Origin of the sequence: Actinomycetospora succinea, from assembly GCF_004363095.1 — a bacterium.
GTDB classification, from domain to species: Bacteria; Actinomycetota; Actinomycetes; order Mycobacteriales; family Pseudonocardiaceae; genus Actinomycetospora; species Actinomycetospora succinea.
This window is the reverse complement of sequence record NZ_SNYO01000003.1, coordinates 728,362-744,417: the sequence shown is the minus strand read 5'-3', so window position 1 is coordinate 744,417 and position 16,056 is coordinate 728,362. Positions and strand designations below refer to the sequence as shown.

Annotated in this window: 14 protein-coding genes; 3 read left to right on the top strand and 11 right to left on the bottom strand. The window is 75.2% G+C overall.

Going from position 1 to position 16,056, the window contains the following annotated elements; all coding sequences use genetic code 11:
• Window positions 1-64 precede the first annotated feature (64 nt).
• From recD to recC, 3 genes are read right to left on the bottom strand one after another with little or no spacing between them, the layout of a single operon-like run.
• Window positions 65-1,912 (bottom strand): exodeoxyribonuclease V subunit alpha, encoded by a 1,848-nt coding sequence (recD, locus tag EV188_RS14800; protein WP_166659836.1) that lies wholly within the window; start codon window positions 1,910-1,912, stop codon window positions 65-67.
• Entirely contained in the window at window positions 1,909-5,304 is a 3,396-nt protein-coding gene (locus tag EV188_RS14795; RefSeq protein ID WP_166659887.1) for a UvrD-helicase domain-containing protein, read from the bottom strand. The genes recD and EV188_RS14795 overlap by 4 nt, the downstream gene beginning before the upstream one ends.
• Window positions 5,301-8,522, bottom strand: a complete 3,222-nt coding sequence (gene recC / locus EV188_RS14790) for an exodeoxyribonuclease V subunit gamma (protein ID WP_133826992.1) — start codon at window positions 8,520-8,522, stop codon at window positions 5,301-5,303. The genes EV188_RS14795 and recC overlap by 4 nt, the downstream gene beginning before the upstream one ends.
• A gap of 175 nt (window positions 8,523-8,697) precedes the next feature.
• On the opposite strand from recC, the gene EV188_RS14785 reads away from it, so the two are divergent.
• Entirely contained in the window at window positions 8,698-9,264 is a 567-nt protein-coding gene (locus EV188_RS14785) for an MDR/zinc-dependent alcohol dehydrogenase-like family protein (RefSeq protein ID WP_243741696.1), read from the top strand.
• On the top strand, window positions 9,261-9,356 hold the full coding sequence (locus tag EV188_RS32600; protein WP_243741695.1) for a hypothetical protein: 96 nt from the start codon (window positions 9,261-9,263) through the stop codon (window positions 9,354-9,356). The genes EV188_RS14785 and EV188_RS32600 overlap by 4 nt, the downstream gene beginning before the upstream one ends.
• Before the next feature lie 41 nt (window positions 9,357-9,397).
• Here the strand turns inward: EV188_RS32600 and EV188_RS14780 are convergent, their stop codons facing one another.
• From EV188_RS14780 to EV188_RS14760, 5 genes are all read right to left on the bottom strand, one after another.
• Entirely contained in the window at window positions 9,398-9,964 is a 567-nt protein-coding gene (locus EV188_RS14780; protein WP_133826991.1) for a DUF3558 domain-containing protein, read from the bottom strand.
• Between the two features lie 2 nt (window positions 9,965-9,966).
• On the bottom strand, window positions 9,967-10,299 hold the full coding sequence (locus EV188_RS14775; protein ID WP_133826990.1) for a hypothetical protein: 333 nt from the start codon (window positions 10,297-10,299) through the stop codon (window positions 9,967-9,969).
• 123 nt (window positions 10,300-10,422) lie between these two features.
• The gene (locus tag EV188_RS14770) at window positions 10,423-10,926 is read right to left on the bottom strand and encodes a hypothetical protein (RefSeq protein WP_133826989.1); all 504 of its coding nucleotides are present in this window, start codon (window positions 10,924-10,926) and stop codon (window positions 10,423-10,425) included.
• Window positions 10,927-10,957: 31 nt separating this feature from the next.
• The gene (locus tag EV188_RS14765; protein ID WP_133826988.1) at window positions 10,958-11,620 is read right to left on the bottom strand and encodes a response regulator; all 663 of its coding nucleotides are present in this window, start codon (window positions 11,618-11,620) and stop codon (window positions 10,958-10,960) included.
• Window positions 11,608-12,744 carry a sensor histidine kinase gene (locus tag EV188_RS14760; RefSeq protein WP_208114189.1) on the bottom strand — a complete coding sequence of 379 codons (1,137 nt, stop codon included), beginning with the start codon at window positions 12,742-12,744 and terminating at the stop codon, window positions 11,608-11,610. Before EV188_RS14760 ends, EV188_RS14765 begins: the two co-directional genes overlap by 13 nt.
• Before the next feature lie 130 nt (window positions 12,745-12,874).
• Here EV188_RS14760 and EV188_RS14755 point away from each other — a divergent pair, with 130 nt between their 5' ends.
• On the top strand, window positions 12,875-13,543 hold the full coding sequence (locus tag EV188_RS14755; RefSeq protein ID WP_133826987.1) for a VC0807 family protein: 669 nt from the start codon (window positions 12,875-12,877) through the stop codon (window positions 13,541-13,543).
• Here EV188_RS14755 and EV188_RS14750 read toward each other — a convergent pair.
• From EV188_RS14750 to EV188_RS14740, 3 genes are read right to left on the bottom strand one after another with little or no spacing between them, the layout of a single operon-like run.
• The gene (locus EV188_RS14750; protein ID WP_133826986.1) at window positions 13,452-14,240 is read right to left on the bottom strand and encodes a MerR family transcriptional regulator; all 789 of its coding nucleotides are present in this window, start codon (window positions 14,238-14,240) and stop codon (window positions 13,452-13,454) included. The two genes, EV188_RS14755 and EV188_RS14750, sit on opposite strands and share 92 nt — an antisense overlap.
• A gap of 39 nt (window positions 14,241-14,279) precedes the next feature.
• Window positions 14,280-15,311: an S-adenosylmethionine:tRNA ribosyltransferase-isomerase gene (locus EV188_RS14745; RefSeq protein WP_243741694.1), complete on the bottom strand. Its 1,032-nt coding sequence runs from the start codon at window positions 15,309-15,311 to the stop codon at window positions 14,280-14,282.
• The gene (locus EV188_RS14740; RefSeq protein WP_133826985.1) at window positions 15,308-16,000 is read right to left on the bottom strand and encodes an SDR family NAD(P)-dependent oxidoreductase; all 693 of its coding nucleotides are present in this window, start codon (window positions 15,998-16,000) and stop codon (window positions 15,308-15,310) included. Before EV188_RS14740 ends, EV188_RS14745 begins: the two co-directional genes overlap by 4 nt.
• Window positions 16,001-16,056: the final 56 nt, after the last annotated feature.

Sequence of the window (16,056 nt, the reverse complement as noted above, 5' to 3'; positions counted from 1 at the left end):
GTCCCCGCCCGCGAGGGGGACGATTCGCCCATACGGGTGGCGCTACGTCAAACCGGCGTGAACGTCACAGACCGCGCCGCAGCCCCGAGGCGCGACCGATCGGCCGGGCGATCGCCGCGCGGACGGCCTCCTCGCTGCCGACGAGCCGGACGCGGACCCGCGCGCGGGTGACCGCGGTGTAGAGCAGCTCGCGGGTCAGCAGCGGTGACTCGGCGGGCGGCAGGACCACCGACACCCGCGCGAACTGGCTGCCCTGCGCCCGGTGGACGGTCATCGCGTACACGGTGGCGATCCCGTCCAGCAGGCTCGGCGCGATCTCCACCGGCGCCCCGCCGCGCGCGAACGCCGCCCGTGGGCCGCGCGGCGTCCCGATGACCACGCCGGTGTCGCCGTTGTAGATGCCGCGGTCGTGGTCGTTGGCGGTGACGAGCAGCGGGCGGCCGGGGTACCACTCCTCGTCGCGGTCGGCGACGGGCCCGGCCTCGAGGAGCCAGCGCTCGACGTCGGCGGCCCACCGGGTCACGCCGTACGGCCCGCGCCGGTGCGCGCACAGCAGGCGGTGCTCGTCGAGGCGCGCCAGCGCGAGGGCCGCGTCGCCGTCGAGGGCGGCGAGCTCGGTCTCCGCGGCGCTGCCGACGACCTCCTCGCGCAGCTCCGCCAGCCCGCCGGGGTCGCGGGTGGTCAGGTCGCTGTCCTCGACGAACACGACGTCGTGCTCGCCGGCGCGCAGCGCCGCGACGGCCTCGTCGGCGTCGCCCTCGCGGATCGCGCCCGCCAGCCGGGCGATCGTGCCGTGGAAGCGCCAGGTCCGGTCGAGCACCGTGACCCCGCCGCGCACCGGCGGCCCGGGTGCAGCCACGCGCTCGAGGGCCCGGTCCAGCCCCGGCTCGGGGTCGGCCGGGGCGGCGACCAGGTCGCCGAGGACGGCGCCGGCCTCGACCGACGCGAGCTGGTCCGGGTCGCCGACGAGCACGAGGCGCGCGTCGGGCCGGACCGCCTCGAGCAGCCGCGCCATGAGCGTCAGCGACACCATCGAGGTCTCGTCGACGACGACCACGTCGAAGGGCAGGTGCCGGTGCCGGTCGTGGCGGAACCGCGAGGAGCCGCGGATCGGCCCGAGCAGCCGGTGGATGGTGGAGGCCGAGAGCCCGGCGATGCGCGCGCGGTCGGCGTCGGGCAGGTCGACCTCGGCGAGCGCCTCCTGCATCCGGGCCGCCGCCTTGCCGGTGGGCGCGGCGAGGGCGATCCGCAGGCTCGGGTCCTGGTCGCGCAGCACCGCGAGCAGCGTCGCGACGGTGGTGGTCTTGCCGGTGCCCGGGCCGCCCGCGAGCACGCTGGTCCAGCGCAGCGTGCAAACCGCGACCGCGCGGCGCTGGGCGTCGTCGGGCGCGTCGGGGTGCGCGGGGTAGAGCCGGTCGAGCGCGCCGCGCAGGCGGTCGGTGTCGACCGACGGCGAGGGCGCGGCGGCGCGCCGGGCGAGCGTGTCGCGGACCTGCTGCTCCTGGCGCCAGTAGCGGTCGAGGTAGAGCAGGCCGTCGACGAGGCGCAGCGGGCGCCCGGTCCCCGCCTGGTCGTCGCCGCCGACGAGCGGGGACGCCGCGCACGCCGCGGTCCACGGCGCCGGATCGGGCCAGGGCAGGTCGGAGGTGTCGACGACCTCGTCGCCCTCGGCCAGCACGGTGCGGTCGACGGCGGCGAGGTCGAGGCACACCGACCCGGCACGCAGGGCCCGGACGACCAGCGCGGCGGCCAGCAGGACCTGCTCGTCGCCCTCGCCGCCGAGCAGACCGAGACGGCGGGCGACGTGCACGTCGGTGGCGGCCAGGACGCCGCGCTCGTTGAACGCCGCGAGCAGCCCGGTGGCACGGGTGGCGAACCGGATGCCGTCCTCGGCGAGCAGGTCGGCCGTCACCGGGTGCTCCCGTCGAGCAGCGCGGACAGCTCGACGACCAGCGCCGGCGGCGGGTCCCACGCGAACACGCCGCACGTCGTGCCGTCGACGACCGGGGTCTCGGCGCCGCACATGCCGCGCAGGAACAGGTAGAGCACGCCGCCGAGGTGGGTCCGCGGGTCGTAGCCGCGCAGCCGCCAGCGCAGGAAGCGGTGCAGCGCGACCGCGTAGAGGATCGCCTGCAGGGGATAGTGCGCGGCGATCATCGCGGTGGCCATCGCCGTCGGCCCGTAGTGCGCGGCGGTGAGCGGGGACCGTCCCGTCGGCCCGATCGGCCCGAGCCAGTTGGTCTTGTAGTCGACGACGACGAAGCGGCCGTCGGGCCCGCGCAGCACGCCGTCGATGCTGCCCGTGAGGTAGCCGCGCAGGACCTGCTCGCCCAGCCCGTGGGCGCCGGGGTGGTCGAGGGCGTCGGGGTAGCCGACGAGCGGGTCGTCGGCGGCCAGGTGGCGGCGCAGCAGCGCGGCCACGTCGGCGAGCGTCACCGCCGCGGCGCCGGGGCGGGTGCGGTCGCCCCCGGCCAGGGGAAGCTCGAAGTCGAGCTCGGCGAGCCGGTCGCGCGGGGCGACGGCGGCGAGCGTGGCGGGCCCGCCGGCCGGCAGCGGCGTCGTCATGACCGGGAGCAGCGCGTCGGCGAGCGTCACGGCGTCGACCTCGGCGTGCGGCCGGTGGGCGAGCTCGGCTCCGGCGGCCTCGAGCAGCGCACGGTGGACGTCGCCGCTCCCGGTGTCGACGGTCTCGAGCACGGAGTGCACGAGCGTGCCGAACGCCGCGCCGACCGGGAGGTCCGCCATCGGCGAGGGCAGCGGGGCCACGTCGTCGGCGGGGGGCGGCGGCGCGTCGTCCTCGGGGTCGGCCTCGTCGGCGAGCCGGCGCTCCTCGGGCTCGCTGCCGACCGGCCCCGGCCCGTGGGCGCCGGCGGTGAGCGAGGAGTACGAGGAGCGGCGCCACGCGAGGTCGAGGGGGCGGTCGAACGGAGCGGCGGCGAGAGCGTGGGCGGCGGCCGCGGCCGGGACGAACGGGACGGGTCTGCGGGGCTCGACCCGCTCGACGGCGATGTCCCCGTCGGCGCTGTCCGCGAGCGCCTCGAGGTGGGCGAGGACCCGCACGTCCTCCCACACCGGGTAGGACCCGTCGGGGCTGGTGCCGGGCGCGGGCCGGCCGACGAACAGGCGGTGCACCGCAGAGGGCCGGGTGTTGGTCGACGGCGCCCACCAGCACACGACCTGCCCCTGCGCGCGGGTCAGCGCGACGTAGAGCAGCCGCAGGTCCTCGCCGTCGTCCTCCTCGCGGGCGGCCGCGACGTGGTCGCGCCAGGCGGGGTCGGTGTCGCCGCCGACCGCGCGCACCCGCTTCCCGGCCTGGTCGTGGTGGGTGACGACCTTCGGCTCGTCGGAGACCCACCGGTCCCACCCGAACGGCACGTAGACCACCGGGTACTCGAGGCCCTTGCACTTGTGGATCGTGAGCACCTGGACCGCGCTGGCGTCGGATTCGAGGCGCCTGCTGCGCTCGGGCCGCAGCTCGCCGGTGCCCGCGGCGGCCTCGGCCATGCGGGCCCGCAGCCACTCGACGAGCGCGACGACACCGAGCCGGGACTCGACCGCCGCGGCGTGCAGGACCTGGCCGATGTGGCGGACGTCGGTGATGCGGCGCTCGCCGTCGACGCGCGCGAGGACCCGCGCGGCGAGCCCCGTCTCCGCCGCGACCGCCTCGAGGAACGCCGCCACCCCGCGGTCGTGCAGCACCGCGCCCCAGCGCCGCAGCGACGCGCCGACCTCGGGCAGCACCGCGTCGGCGTGCGCGTCGAGGTCGGCGGCGGCGTGCCCGAGGAACACGGTGAGCGCGGCCGCCCGCACGCGCGCCGTGCGCCCGGGCTGCTCGACGGCCTCGAGCAGCGTCAGCCACTCCTCGGCGCTCTCGGTGGTGAACACGCTGGTGGCGCCCGCGAGGACGGACGGGACGCCGACCGCGGTGAGGGCCTCGCGGACGAGGTTGGCGTTGGCGTTGGTGCGCACGAGCACGGCGATGTCGCCAGGCCCGAGGGTCGGGTCGGCGCGCCCGGCCTCCTCCCAGCGCGAGTCGGCGGCGACCAGCTCGGCGATGTCGGCGGCGAGGTCGGTGGCGACCTTCTCGCGCACGCCGCCGACGATCGGCAGGCTGTTGCTGAACCGGCTCCGCAGCCCCTCGCGGGGCATGACCCGCAGCCGGAACGGCGCCGGCCGCGGCGCCCCCACCAGGCGGCGCTCCCGGTGGGCGGATGCCACCGGCGGCACGACGATCTTCTCATCGCCCAGCGCGGCGCCGTTGAAGATCGTGTCGAGGGCGCGGACCAGGGCCTCGTCACTGCGCCAGTTGGTCCCGAGCCCGGCCTTGGTGCCCGCCGAGTCGACGGCCTGGAGGTAGCTGACGACGTCGGCGCCGCGGAAGGCGTAGATCGCCTGCTTGGGGTCGCCGATGAAGGTCAGCGCGCTGTGCCCGTGGAACGCGACGCGCAGGATCTCCCACTGGATGGGGTCGGTGTCCTGGAACTCGTCGACCAGCACCACCGAGAAGCGCTCGCGCAGCCGCGCGCACGCCGCCTCGCCGAGCCGGGCGTTGGTGAGCGCGTTGCGCAGCCGCGTGAGCATGTCGTCGAACGTGAACAGCCGCCGCCGGCGCTTGCGCTTCTCGACCTCGGCGCGGACCGCGCGGGCGAACGACGCGCGCGCCCCGGCGGGCCCCGGGATGTCGTTCTCCGGCGCGATCCCGGCCGACGGGTCGTTGACGACGGAGCGCCCGATCTCGAGCGCGACGGCCCGGTCGAAGTCGGGCGCGGGCGCGCCGGGCACGGCGTACTTGCGCAGGTAGAAGTCGTCGACGACCTCGGTGACCACGTCGTCGATGCGCTCGACGAACGTGCCGTCGGGATCGGTGTCGCCGACGATGCCGAGCCCGGTGAGCATGTCCTGGCAGAACTGGTGGGTCGTCGCGATCGTCGCGGCGTCGAACCCGGCGAGCGCCGCGGTCAGGCGGGCGCGGCGGAGGGCGACCACGTCGTCGTCGGCGTCGGCGAGGAGCTGCGTGACGGGGTCGCCGTCGTCACGCCGCGCCGTCGCCGGGTCGGCCAGCCCCCGCTCGGTGCGGACGAAGCGCTCGCGGACGCGTTCGCGCAGCTCACGGGTGGCCTCGCGGCCGAAGGTCACGAGCATGACCTGGGGCAGCGTCGCGTGGCCCTCGGCGACGTAGCGGGCCGCGAGCGCGGCGATCGTGAACGTCTTGCCGGTGCCGGCGCTGGCCTCGAGCACCGTGGTGCCGGTGGGCAGCGGGCCGCAGAGGTCGAACGACGTGGGGGCGTCGACGGTCGCGGTCACCGGAAGCCCTCCGCGTCCCGGACCGGCGTCCACAGCCGCGTCGCGAGGCCCGCGAAACGGCTCGGGGCGTCGCCGGTCGCGGCGCCGACGAGGTCGTCGAGGGCACGCCGGCGCCCCCAGACCAGCACATGCGCGGGGTCGTCCTGCTCGGCGCCGAAGCGGTCGGTCCACTTGTCGCGGGCGCGGTTCATGGCGGCGATCTCGCCCTTCGTGGCGCGCGTCTGCGCGTAGACCTCCGACGTCCTGCACATCAGCGGCAGCGGTTCGACCATCCCGTCGGCGTGCAGGGCGAGCAGATCGGCGAGGACCTTCTGCGCGACCTCGGGCTCGATCGGCCCGAGCGTGGACACGAGCGCCGGGTCGTCCCGGCCGCCACGCCCGACGGTGACCGCGCGCCACGGCCGGTCGGGGTGCGCGGCGGTGAGCGCGAGCAGGCCGACCCACGCCCGGAGCCGGTGCTTCGGCGCGAGCCGCGAGTACGTCACCGCCACCAGCGTCGTGTCGTGCACCCCGCCGACCGAGCCGACGAGGGCGTCGGTGGTGATGTCGACGTCGACGGCGGCGACCTGCCGGAGCTCGGCCACGGCCTTCGCCAGCGGGTCGACCTGCCGGCCGATGTCGCGGACGAGCTTGTCGCCCAGCGGACCCGGCGGGAGGTCGCCCCGGCGACGCTCGCCCGCGATGCAGGCGGCGACGTCGCGGCCGGCCAGGCGGTCGCGCAGGACGCGCTCGCCGATCGCCCAGCGCGCCAGCCCGTCGGGCTCGACCGGCACCGCCTCGACGACCTGCTCCTCCTCGCCGCGCGCGAACACCCCGAGGCGCTGGCGCAGGAACGCGCGCACCGGGTGCTCGACGAACCGCGTCAGGTCCTCGAGGTCGAGCAGCCCGCGCGGGTGGGCGGGCAGCGGGCCGGGCAGGAACGGGTCGAGCGCGGTCCGCTCGCGACGCAGGGCGCGCGTGCCCGCCAGCGCCGCGCCGTCGAAGGAGAACGGCGCGGCGGCGTCGAAGTCGTCCTCGTCGAACGGCTGCAGCGGGTTGCGCCGGGTGAGGTGGTCGCGGGCGCGCAACTCGTCGCCGAAGTCGAAGCTGGCGTCGAGGGTGTCGAGCAGCTCGCCGATCGGGACCGCGGGCGGCCGGTCGGCCCCGGTGCGCTCGTCGGCGCCGGAGTGGACGACGACGAGGTGGTCGGTGGCGGCGACGATCGCGTCGAGCAGCAGCTGACGGTCCTCGGCGGCGGGGTCGCGCTCGCCGACGCGCGGGTCGCGGGCGAGGACGTCGTCGCCGTCCGCGCGGGTCTCGCGGGGGAAGACCTGGTCGTCCATGCCGAGCAGGCACACCACGCGGTGGGGCACCGAGCGCATCGGCATGAGCGTCGCGACGGTGAGCGTGCCGGTGCGGAAGTTGGCGCGCGTCGGGCGCCCGGCGAGGCGGTCGGCGAGCACCGCGCGGACGTCGTGCAGCGTCATGACGGGGTCGTGCGGGGCGCTCTCGAGCACCGCGGAGAGCTCGCCGCGGGCCTGCGCGAGCTGCCAGGCGTCGGCGGGAACCGTCGCCGTCAGGCCGTCGAGGCCCAGGCGGAGCGCGTCGATCCACGCGGTGAGGGGCTTCTCGCCGCGCAGGCCCTCGATCACCGCGCCGACCCTGTCGGCCAGCTCGCCGAGGCGCCCGACCCGCTCGACGTCGCCGGAGTCGACCTCGTCCAGCGGCAGCGCGTCGCCCAGCCAGTCGCCGCCGTCGGCGGACATGGCAACGCCGACCAGGAGCCGGTCGAGCCCCTGTGACCAGGTGTTCTCGGGGAAGCGGCCGAGGGAGAACGCGGCGCGGTGCGGCGCGTCGAGCCCCCAGCGAACCCCGGAGCTCTCCGCGAGCTCGCGCAGGCGCGGCAGGTCCTCGTCGTCGAAGCGGAAGCGCCGGCGCACCGGGTCGGACTCGGCGAGGTCGAGCAGCTGGGACGCGGTGACGCGCGCGTCGGCGAGGTCGAGCAGCGTCGCGAGCGTGCCGAAGAGCGGGTTGACCTCGCGCAGCGAGCGGTCGGCGAGCCGGACCCGCAGCCGGTGGCCGGGGTGCGCGCCCTCCTCGCCGTCGCCGGGCCCGAAGCTCGCCGTGACGAGCGGCGCGAACGTCTCGATGTCCGGGCACAGGACGATGACGTCGCGCGGCTCGAGCGTCGGGTCGGCGCGCAACAGACCGAGGATGGTCTCGCGCAGCACCTCGACCTGGCGGTCCGGCCCGTGGCAGCGGTGGACGCGGATGCTGCCGTCGTCGGTGGCCTGCTGCGCGGTCGGCGCGCGGTCGTGGCGGAGGTCGTCCTGGAGGCGGGCGAGCAGGGTCTTTCCGGGCGCGTCGAGCGCGTGGTGGTGGTCGGTGTGCGCGAGGCGGGAGAGGCGCAGCTGCAGCTCGCGCACGTCGCGGCCGAGGCTCGCGAGCAGGGGGTGGGCCACGGCCTGGGCGCTCGTGTCGTCGCCGCGCCGGTCGGCGGTACGCCCGTCGAGCTGCGTCCACAGCGTCGGCGAGGGGTGCGGCAGCCAGAGGTGGACCTCGTGGTCGGCGGCGAGGGCGTCGAGGACGCTGAGCTCGGTGTCGGAGAGGCGGGTGGCACCGAAGAGGCTCAGGCGCATCGGGAACCCCGTCGGCGGCGCGATGTCCGCGACGGTCTCGGCGGGGCTGCTCGCGCCGAGGCGTGTCCGCAGCCTGCGCCACAGCTCGGGCTGCCAGCGGAGGTCGTCGGGCGTGCCGGCGTCGTCGCCCGCCGCCCAGGCCCGGACGAGGGCGGGCCGGTGGTCGGCGTAGCGGGTGAAGAGGCGCGCGAGGTGCCGGGCCGCCGCGAACCGTCGCCCGCGACGCGTACCGGTCGTGTCGCCGACGACGCCGAGGAACGTGCCGAGCGGGGCGCACCAGGGCTCCTCGGCGCACTCGTCGATGGTCTCGAGCAGCGGCCACACCAGCCGCTCGGGGCGCCAGGGATCGTCGTCGGGGATCGCGAGCACCCGGGCCACGACCTCGGCGGGCGAGGGGAAGACGACGTTGGCGCACACGCCGTCGTCGCCGCCCGTGACACCCAGCCGGTGGGCGAGGCGCTGGGCCAGCCAGCGCTCGATGCCGCGCGTGGGCACGGCGACCAGCTCGGGCTCGAAAGGATCGTCCAGCGGGTCCGCGAGCACGTCGGCCAGGGCCTCGACGAGCCGGTCGGCCCGCTCGGCCCGGTGCACGTGGAGCACGCCCGCACCTCCCCCTCTGCCGGTGCCGCCGACGCTAGACGAGGAGTCCGACGACGCTGCTCGCCGGGCACCCGTGTCGCTTGACCTCGACCGTTGTTCAGCGTCGAGCCTCGAGGTCATGGATGTCGTGCGAGTGGAGAGATTCGGCGGGCCGGAGGTTATGCGGCCCGCGTCGATGGCGGACCCCTCGCCCGGCGCGGGCGAGGCGGTGATCGAGGTGACGGCCAGCGACGTGATGTTCCTGGACACGCTGCTGCGCTCGGGGTGGGGCGAGGGCTTCTTCCCCGTGCGGCCGCCGTACGTCCCGGGCAGCGGGGTGGTCGGTACTTCTTCCGGTGGACGTGTCGTCGCCGACACGAAGCAGGACGTGGGCGGCGCCGAGATCCCGGTCGGCGGCTACGCGTCACGAGCGGTCGTGGCGGAGTCGGAGCTGGTCCCGGTGCCCTCGGGGCTCACGGATCACCAGGCCGTGGCTTTCCTGCACGACGGACCGACGTTGCAGTCGCTGCTGCCGTTCGTGGCGGGCCCGCGGGTGCTCGTCGCCGCGGCCGCCGGTGGCGCCGGTGTCCTGCTGGTGCAGTCGCTGGCGGCGCGCGGGCTGCACGTCGTGGCGGCGGCGCGGGGCTCGGCGAAGACGGCGTTGGTGCGCTCGCCGACCTGCCGCGGCTGGACCGCGCGCAGCGCCGTGCGGCGGTGGAGCGGACCCTCGCCGAGGCGGCGGAAGGGCGCTATCGCCCGGTGATCGGCCAGACGTTCCCGCTGGCCCGAGCGGCCGACGCGCACGCGGCGATCGCGGCGCGGGAAACGATCGCGAAGACGTTGCTGGTGCTGTGAGGGGCGGCGAACCCGTGTCCTGAGGACACGGGTTGCTCGACCTACTTGCCGAAGGGTGGAGCGAGGCCAGCGACGGTCTGTTCCGCAATGCGGGTGGCCCGACCGCAGGGGTCGAGAGGCTGACCGTCCACCCCCAGTTCGGCGTCGTAGATGACGAGGAAGCCTTGCCCCTCCGCGGTCCCCACCGTGACGTTGCAGGAGATCGAGCCATCCGCTGTCTGCTCGACAGTGCCCGGCAGGCCACCAACCGTCGTCGGTCGGAACACGGCGAGCTGACGCACCCTGTATGTGTCGACGAGGATGTCCCGATCACTGGCGATTCCGAGGTTGACGTGCGGGGAACCGTCCGGTCCCCGCCACTCGCACGATCTCTCGTTGGTCGGAAGGACCACCACCTCGCCTTGCGCTGTAAACCCCAACTCGCGAAGTTGGCTTGGCTCGAGGGCCCCGCATGGGTCGCCCGACAACGGGCTGACGTCACGAGGAGCGGACGGCAGCGGTGCCCCGTATCGACTGTTCGAGGACGTGGGGCCGCCAGGACCAGCTGATGGAGCGCACGCCGCAACACCGATGAGCAGGAGGAGAACGACGACTCGAGCGACCGGCACGCTTACGCCAGTTCCGTCCGAGCGTCGTCGTCGGTCCGCTCGTACTCCGCGAAACCGAGCCGCAAGGCCTCGATCATTCGCGAGATCTCTTCGATGCCCTGAGTCAACGCGCTGATGAACGACGTCGGCCCCACCGCGGCCTTGTCGCCGAGCACGCGAGCGGCGTCGAGCGTGACGAGGTCGTTCGTCGGGGGAGCGACCTGACCCAGATAGACGGCATCACGCTTGATGCCCTCGAGCTCGAGCTTGGCCTGCTCCAACTCGCGGATCGCGTCGGGCGCGCGGGAGATGTCGACGGTGAACGATCCGCCACCGACGGGCACCGGTTGTGTCACGCCGCCACCCCTCCCCGCAGTCGCCCGACGCCGGTCACGCTAGCGATCGACCCCGCATCGCGGGTGCGGTTCGGCGAAGATCGCGACTTCGGTGACGATCGCTGTCAGATCTGACATCGAACGTCACCCGGACGATGATCTCGGCGGATGCGGTGCCAATTCCGAGGCCGCGAGGCGCGCGCCGCGGTCGAGCAGGTAGCGGGCGATCGCCCGGTGGATCGGCTTCACGACGGCGACGATCGGCGCGGCCACCGGGCGGTCCACGCGCATCAGGAAGACGACCAGGACCCGGCCGGGCTCCTTCATGACCAGGAGCCGTGGGGTGATCAGTCCGCCGGCCACCCCGTAGACGACCTCGTCGGGCCCGCTCGACACCAGGTGCCAGTCGAGGGGAACGGGCGGGGTGGTGTGGGTCAGCCGCAGACCCAGCACCCGTCGGTGCGCGAACCGCACGAACAGGCGCAGCCATCTCGGCGCGCGACCCACGGCCAGATCGGCGAGTTCCTCCGGGGTGAAGCGGGCGAGGACCTCGGGCGGGCAGTCGGTGGCGAAGGCGTCGCCGTAGTCCACGCGGTCCAGCAGCCCCATCGCGTCCACGCGCTCCGGGACCACCACGCGTCGGGCCACGATCCGCTCCCCTGGTCGGTCCGGCGGACCGTCACCTCTCCGCATCGTGCACCAGCAGCGCGACCTGGGTCCGGTTCTCCAGATCCAGTTTCGCGAGCACGTGCGACACGTGCGCCTTGACCGTCGACAGGCTCATGTACGCCTCGGCCGCGATCTCGGCGTTCGAGCGCCCGCGGGCGATGGCGACCGCGACGTCGTACTCGCGCTCGGACAGCGACCGCAGGGCCGTGCGCGCCCGCTCGCGATCGCTCGAATCGGCGCCGGCCTGGTCCATCAGCCGACGAGTGACCGTCGGCGACAGCATCGGGTCGCCCGCCGCCACGCGGTGCACGGCCTCGACGATCTGGGCGGGCGGCGTGTCCTTGAGCAGGAAGCCGCTGGCCCCGGCGCGCAGGGCGTGCAGGACGTTCTCGTCGCTGTCGAACGTCGTCAGCACCACGACCTCGGGCGGGTCGGGGCGCTCCCGCAGCCGCTTCGTCGCCGCGAGGCCGCCGACGCGGGGCATGCGCAGATCCATCAGCACGACGTGCGGGGCGTGCGCGTCGACGAGCGCCGGCACCTCGTCGCCGTCGGTCGCCTCGCCGGCCACCCGGATGCCGTCCGCGCCGTCGAGCATCATCGTCAGCGCGCTCCGCACGAGAGCGTCGTCGTCGACGACGAGAACGCGGATCTCCGGGGAGCTCACGCCGGCCACGGTAGTTCCGCGACCAGGCGGAATTCCCCGTCGGTGCTCAGCCCGTGCTCGAGCCGGCCGCCCACGGACGCGGCGCGTTCACCGAGCCCCACGAGTCCGGTGCCGCGCCCGTCGGACGTCGACGAATCGACCGGCAGACGGTTGCGCACCTCGACCCGCAGCGCGTCGCCCGCCGCCCCCGACACGACCACCCGTACCGGACAGCCCGGTGCGTGCCGGCGCGCGTTGGTCAGGCCCTCCTGGACGATCCGGTACGCGGTGCGGCCGAGGGTCTCCGGGACCTCGCCGACCGTCGAGTCGTCGAGAGCGACCGCCACCCCCGCCTCTCGTGACTCCTCGACCAGCGCCGGGAGGTCCGCCGACGTCGGCTGGGGCGGCCCGTCCCCGGAGATCAGCTCGTCCGCGCGCAGCACCCCGATCACCTCCCGCAGCTCCTCCAGCGCCTGGTGCGCACCGGCCCGGACGACGCCGGCGGCGCGTGCGATCTGCTCGGCGGGGGCGTCGGGCCGGTACTCCAGCGCGCCGGCCGACGCGGCGACCAGCGAGAGCCGGTGGCCGAGGACGTCGTGCATCTCGCGGGCGATCGTCGCCCGCTCCTGGCGCCGTGCCGCGGCGATCCTTTCGGCCTGCTCCTCCTCGGCCCGCCGCTGCTGCTCGACACGGGCCGCGGTCCGCAACCGCACCAGCGCACCCCACGCGACCAGGGCGGCGTGGGTGACGACGTCGATCACCAGCAACCAGCCGTAGGGCAGCCCGGGGATCGGGCGGACGAGGCCCTGCACCGCGTGCGCGCCCGTGCTGACCGCGCCGACCAGGATCGCGGTCGCGAGCGGGCGCACGGTCGCCACGCGGAGCACGCCGATCGTCGCGGCCGGGGTCGCCGCCGGCGAGAACGCGGCCAGCACGGCCATCGCCAGCGCCCCGGTGACCGGCCGCCTGATGAGCAACGGCACCAGCGCGCAGGCGACCAGGGTGGCGCCCGCGTCGACGGCCGTGGCGAGGGTCGACGCCCGGACGTCCGTCCGGCTGACCAGGGTGAGTCCGCCGAGGACCAGCACCACGGCCCCCGTCGTCCACGCCGCCCACCGCTCGGCGTGCCGGTCGGGCGGGCAGGTCGCGTCCACGGGGCAGGACACTAGGTCGGCCGAACCAGCGGCACATCGGACGAAAGTCCACGCCGGCTCGACCGACGGCCACACACCCCGTCCCGGCGCCCGACGCGACGGCGCCGCGGGTCGGGCGACGCTCCCGGCCATGAAGGCCACCGTCGTGCTCGACATCGCCGGCCCGCTGCTCGTGTACTACGCCCTGCACGCCCTCGGCGTCGACGACCTCGTCGCCCTGACCGCCGGCGGCATCCCGCCCCTGGCGCACCTCGTCGTGACCGCCGTGCGCGACCGGCGCCTTCCCCCGATCGCCGTCCTCGCGCTGATCGCCCTGGTCGCGAGCCTCGTCTCCGCACTCGTCGCCGGCAGCCCGCGCGAGCTCCTGGCCCGTGACGCGTGGATCAGCGCGCCGTTCGGCGTCTGGATGCTCCTCACGCTGCGGGGCCGCCCCTTCTGCTTCACGGTCACCCTGACCCTGCTCCCGCGCCGCGCGGAACTGATGGAGGGCCTGTGGACGACCGACGCCGCGTTCCGGCGGGTCTGGCGGTCGATCACCGCGGCGTGGGGCGGGGTCGGGCTCCTCGACAGCGCCGTGCGCGTGCTGATGGCGTCCGCGCTTCCGGTGCCGGTGGTCCCGGCACTCGGCACCGCGCTCGGCGTCGTCAGCATCGTCCTGCTGCAGGTCCCGACCCACGTCCTGCTGCGACGGGCCGGCTACTGGTCCGTCATGTTCCCGCCGACCGCGCTGCGTTCGCGTGGATCGCGTCGTGCACGTACTGCGCCAGACCTGTCGCCTGGTCCTCGTACGTCTTCGTGAACCGCGGGTCGGACACGTACATCTCCGAGATGCAGGCGTGGAACTCCGGCGACGTGTCGAAGAACCACCGCGTCATGTGCTGACGATGGGCCTCCGCGACGTCCATCGCGGGCTCGCCGTCCGCCGGCTCGCCGGCCCGCAGGGCGGCGATGAAGCGCGCGTTGACGTTGTCCATCTCCGCCTTGAGCGCCTCCCAGTCAGCCTTCGTGTACTGGGCCGTGCGCTGCTGGGACTGGCGCCACGCCTCGGTGTCGCCCCAGCGCTCCTGCGCCTCCTGCTGGTACTCCTCCTTGAAGCCCTCACCGAACAGCTCCCGCTGCTCGTCGGGCGTGAGCTGGATTCCGGACACTTCTGCCTCCAGGGCTCGGTCGATGGCCGTGACGAGCTCGGCGAGCTCGTCCAGCCGGGACATGACCTCGGCCCGCTGCCGGCGCAGGTGCGCGGCGACGTCGGCGTCGGGGTCGTCGAGGAGGACCGCGACCTCCTCGAGCGAGAACCCGAGCCGGCGGTAGACGACGACGTGCTGCAGGCGCAGCAGGTCGTCCTGGGTGTAGAGCCGGTAGCCCGCCGCACTGCGACGGCTCGGGCGCAGCAGCCCGATCTCGTCGTAGTGGTGCAGGGTCCGGACCGTGAGCCCGGAACGCTCGGCCGTCTGGCCGACCGTCCACCGGCTCGTCCCCGCTGCCGTCTCGGTCATGGAGCCACCGTGAGGCCTCTCGTCGCGTGAGGGTCAAGGCTAGGGCAGCAACAACGTCGAGTCGCCGAACTCGTGCCACAGGTAGCGGGCGGCGACCGCCGCCTCGTACGTCTCCCCGACCAGCGCCGGCCCGGCCACCGCCTCGAGCAGGGCGAGGTGGCTCGCCTCGGGCTCGTGCAGGCCGGAGACCAGGCCGGTGATCGTGCGCGCGGGGCGGTGTGCGCCGAGGACGAGGTCGGTCCACCCGTGTCCCGGGGACACGGTCCCATCGGGTGCCGCGACGGTCTCGAGCGCGCGGACGACCGTCGTGCCGACCGCCACGACCCGCGACCCGGCCTCGCGCGCCGAGTTGACCAGCCGCGCCGTCACCGCCGGCACTGCGAAGGGCTCGGGCGACGGCGGCTCGTGCTTCTCGGGGCTCGACACCCCGGCGTGCAGCACCAGCGGCGCCACCGTGACCCCGCGGGCCATCAGCCGCACGAGCAGCCGCTCCGAGAGCGGGCGGCCCGCGCTCGGCATCTCCGCGCTGCCCGGCACGGCCGCGTAGACGGTGTGGTGGTCGGACAACGGGAAGCGGCCCGCGAGGTGCCCGTACGCGATCGGGCGCCCGTAGGTCGCGAGGTAGCCGGCGAGCCCGACCGGCGGCCACGGCCGCGCCCGCCACAGCCGGCGCGGCGCATCCTCGTCGGGGTAGGGCGCGACGAGCGTGAGGACGAGCCCGGGCGGGCCGAGCCGGTCGCCGGGCGCGACGTCGGTCTCGGGGCCGTCCGGACGCCGCGGCTCGACGACCCAGTCGCCGTCGTCGAGCGCGGTCGCCACGTGCAGGGTCATCGCCCGCCCGTCGTGGTGCCGGACGTCGAGCGCGGCCGGCAGCGTCGCGGACGTGTTGACGACGAGCAGGTCACCGGGGTCGAGGACGTCGGCGAGCTCGTCGAAGCGCCGGTGCTCGACGAGCCCGGGACGCGCGACGAGCAGGCGCACCCCGTCGCGGGCGAGCCCGCGGTGCTCCGGCGGCTCGTGGGCCTCGGCCCCGGGCGGGAGCAGGAACGAGGTCATCGGGACGACGGTCATGCCGTCACCACCAGATCCGCGGCCCGGAAGCGGCCGCTGGGGTGGTCGCCGTCGATCAGCACGCGCAGGGCGGGCACGACGGTCTCGGGCTCCGGGCGATCGCTGATGTCCTCGCCCGGGAACGCCTCCTGGTGCATGACGGTGCGCATGTCGCCGGGGTCGACGACGTGCACGCGCCACTGCGGGTTCTCGACGGCCAGGACGGCGCCGAGGTGCTCGAGCGCGGCCTTCGAGCTGCCGTACCCGCCCCAGCCCGCCATCGCCTCGGCGCCCGCGTCGGACGTGATGGCGAGGATCCGCGCGCCGGGCCGGAGCAGGGACCGCAGCGCCTGGACCAGGCCGAGCGGGGCGAGGACGTTGACGCGGTAGACCTGCTCGAGCACGTCGAGCGGGTGGTCGGCGAGGTCGGGCTGCGGGCTGGGCCCGAGCAGGCTCGCGTTGAGGACGAGGAGGTCGAGGCCGCCGAGGTCCTCGGCGGCCTCGGCGAGGTCGGTGCGGTGCGACGGGTCGGCGACGTCGCCGGGCACGGTGATGACGCCGGGCAGACCGGCGACCGCGGCGGCGAGCTCGTCGCCGTGCCGGGCGTCGACGACCACCCGCCAGCCGTCGTTCGCGAGGTCGGCGGTGAGCGCGCGCCCGAGTCCGCGCGAGGCTCCGGTGACGAGGGCGGTGGGCTGCAGTTGGTCCATGTCTCGACCGTGCGACCTGGAGAAAGGTCGAGGTCAAGCAATCCGTCCGAACCGCA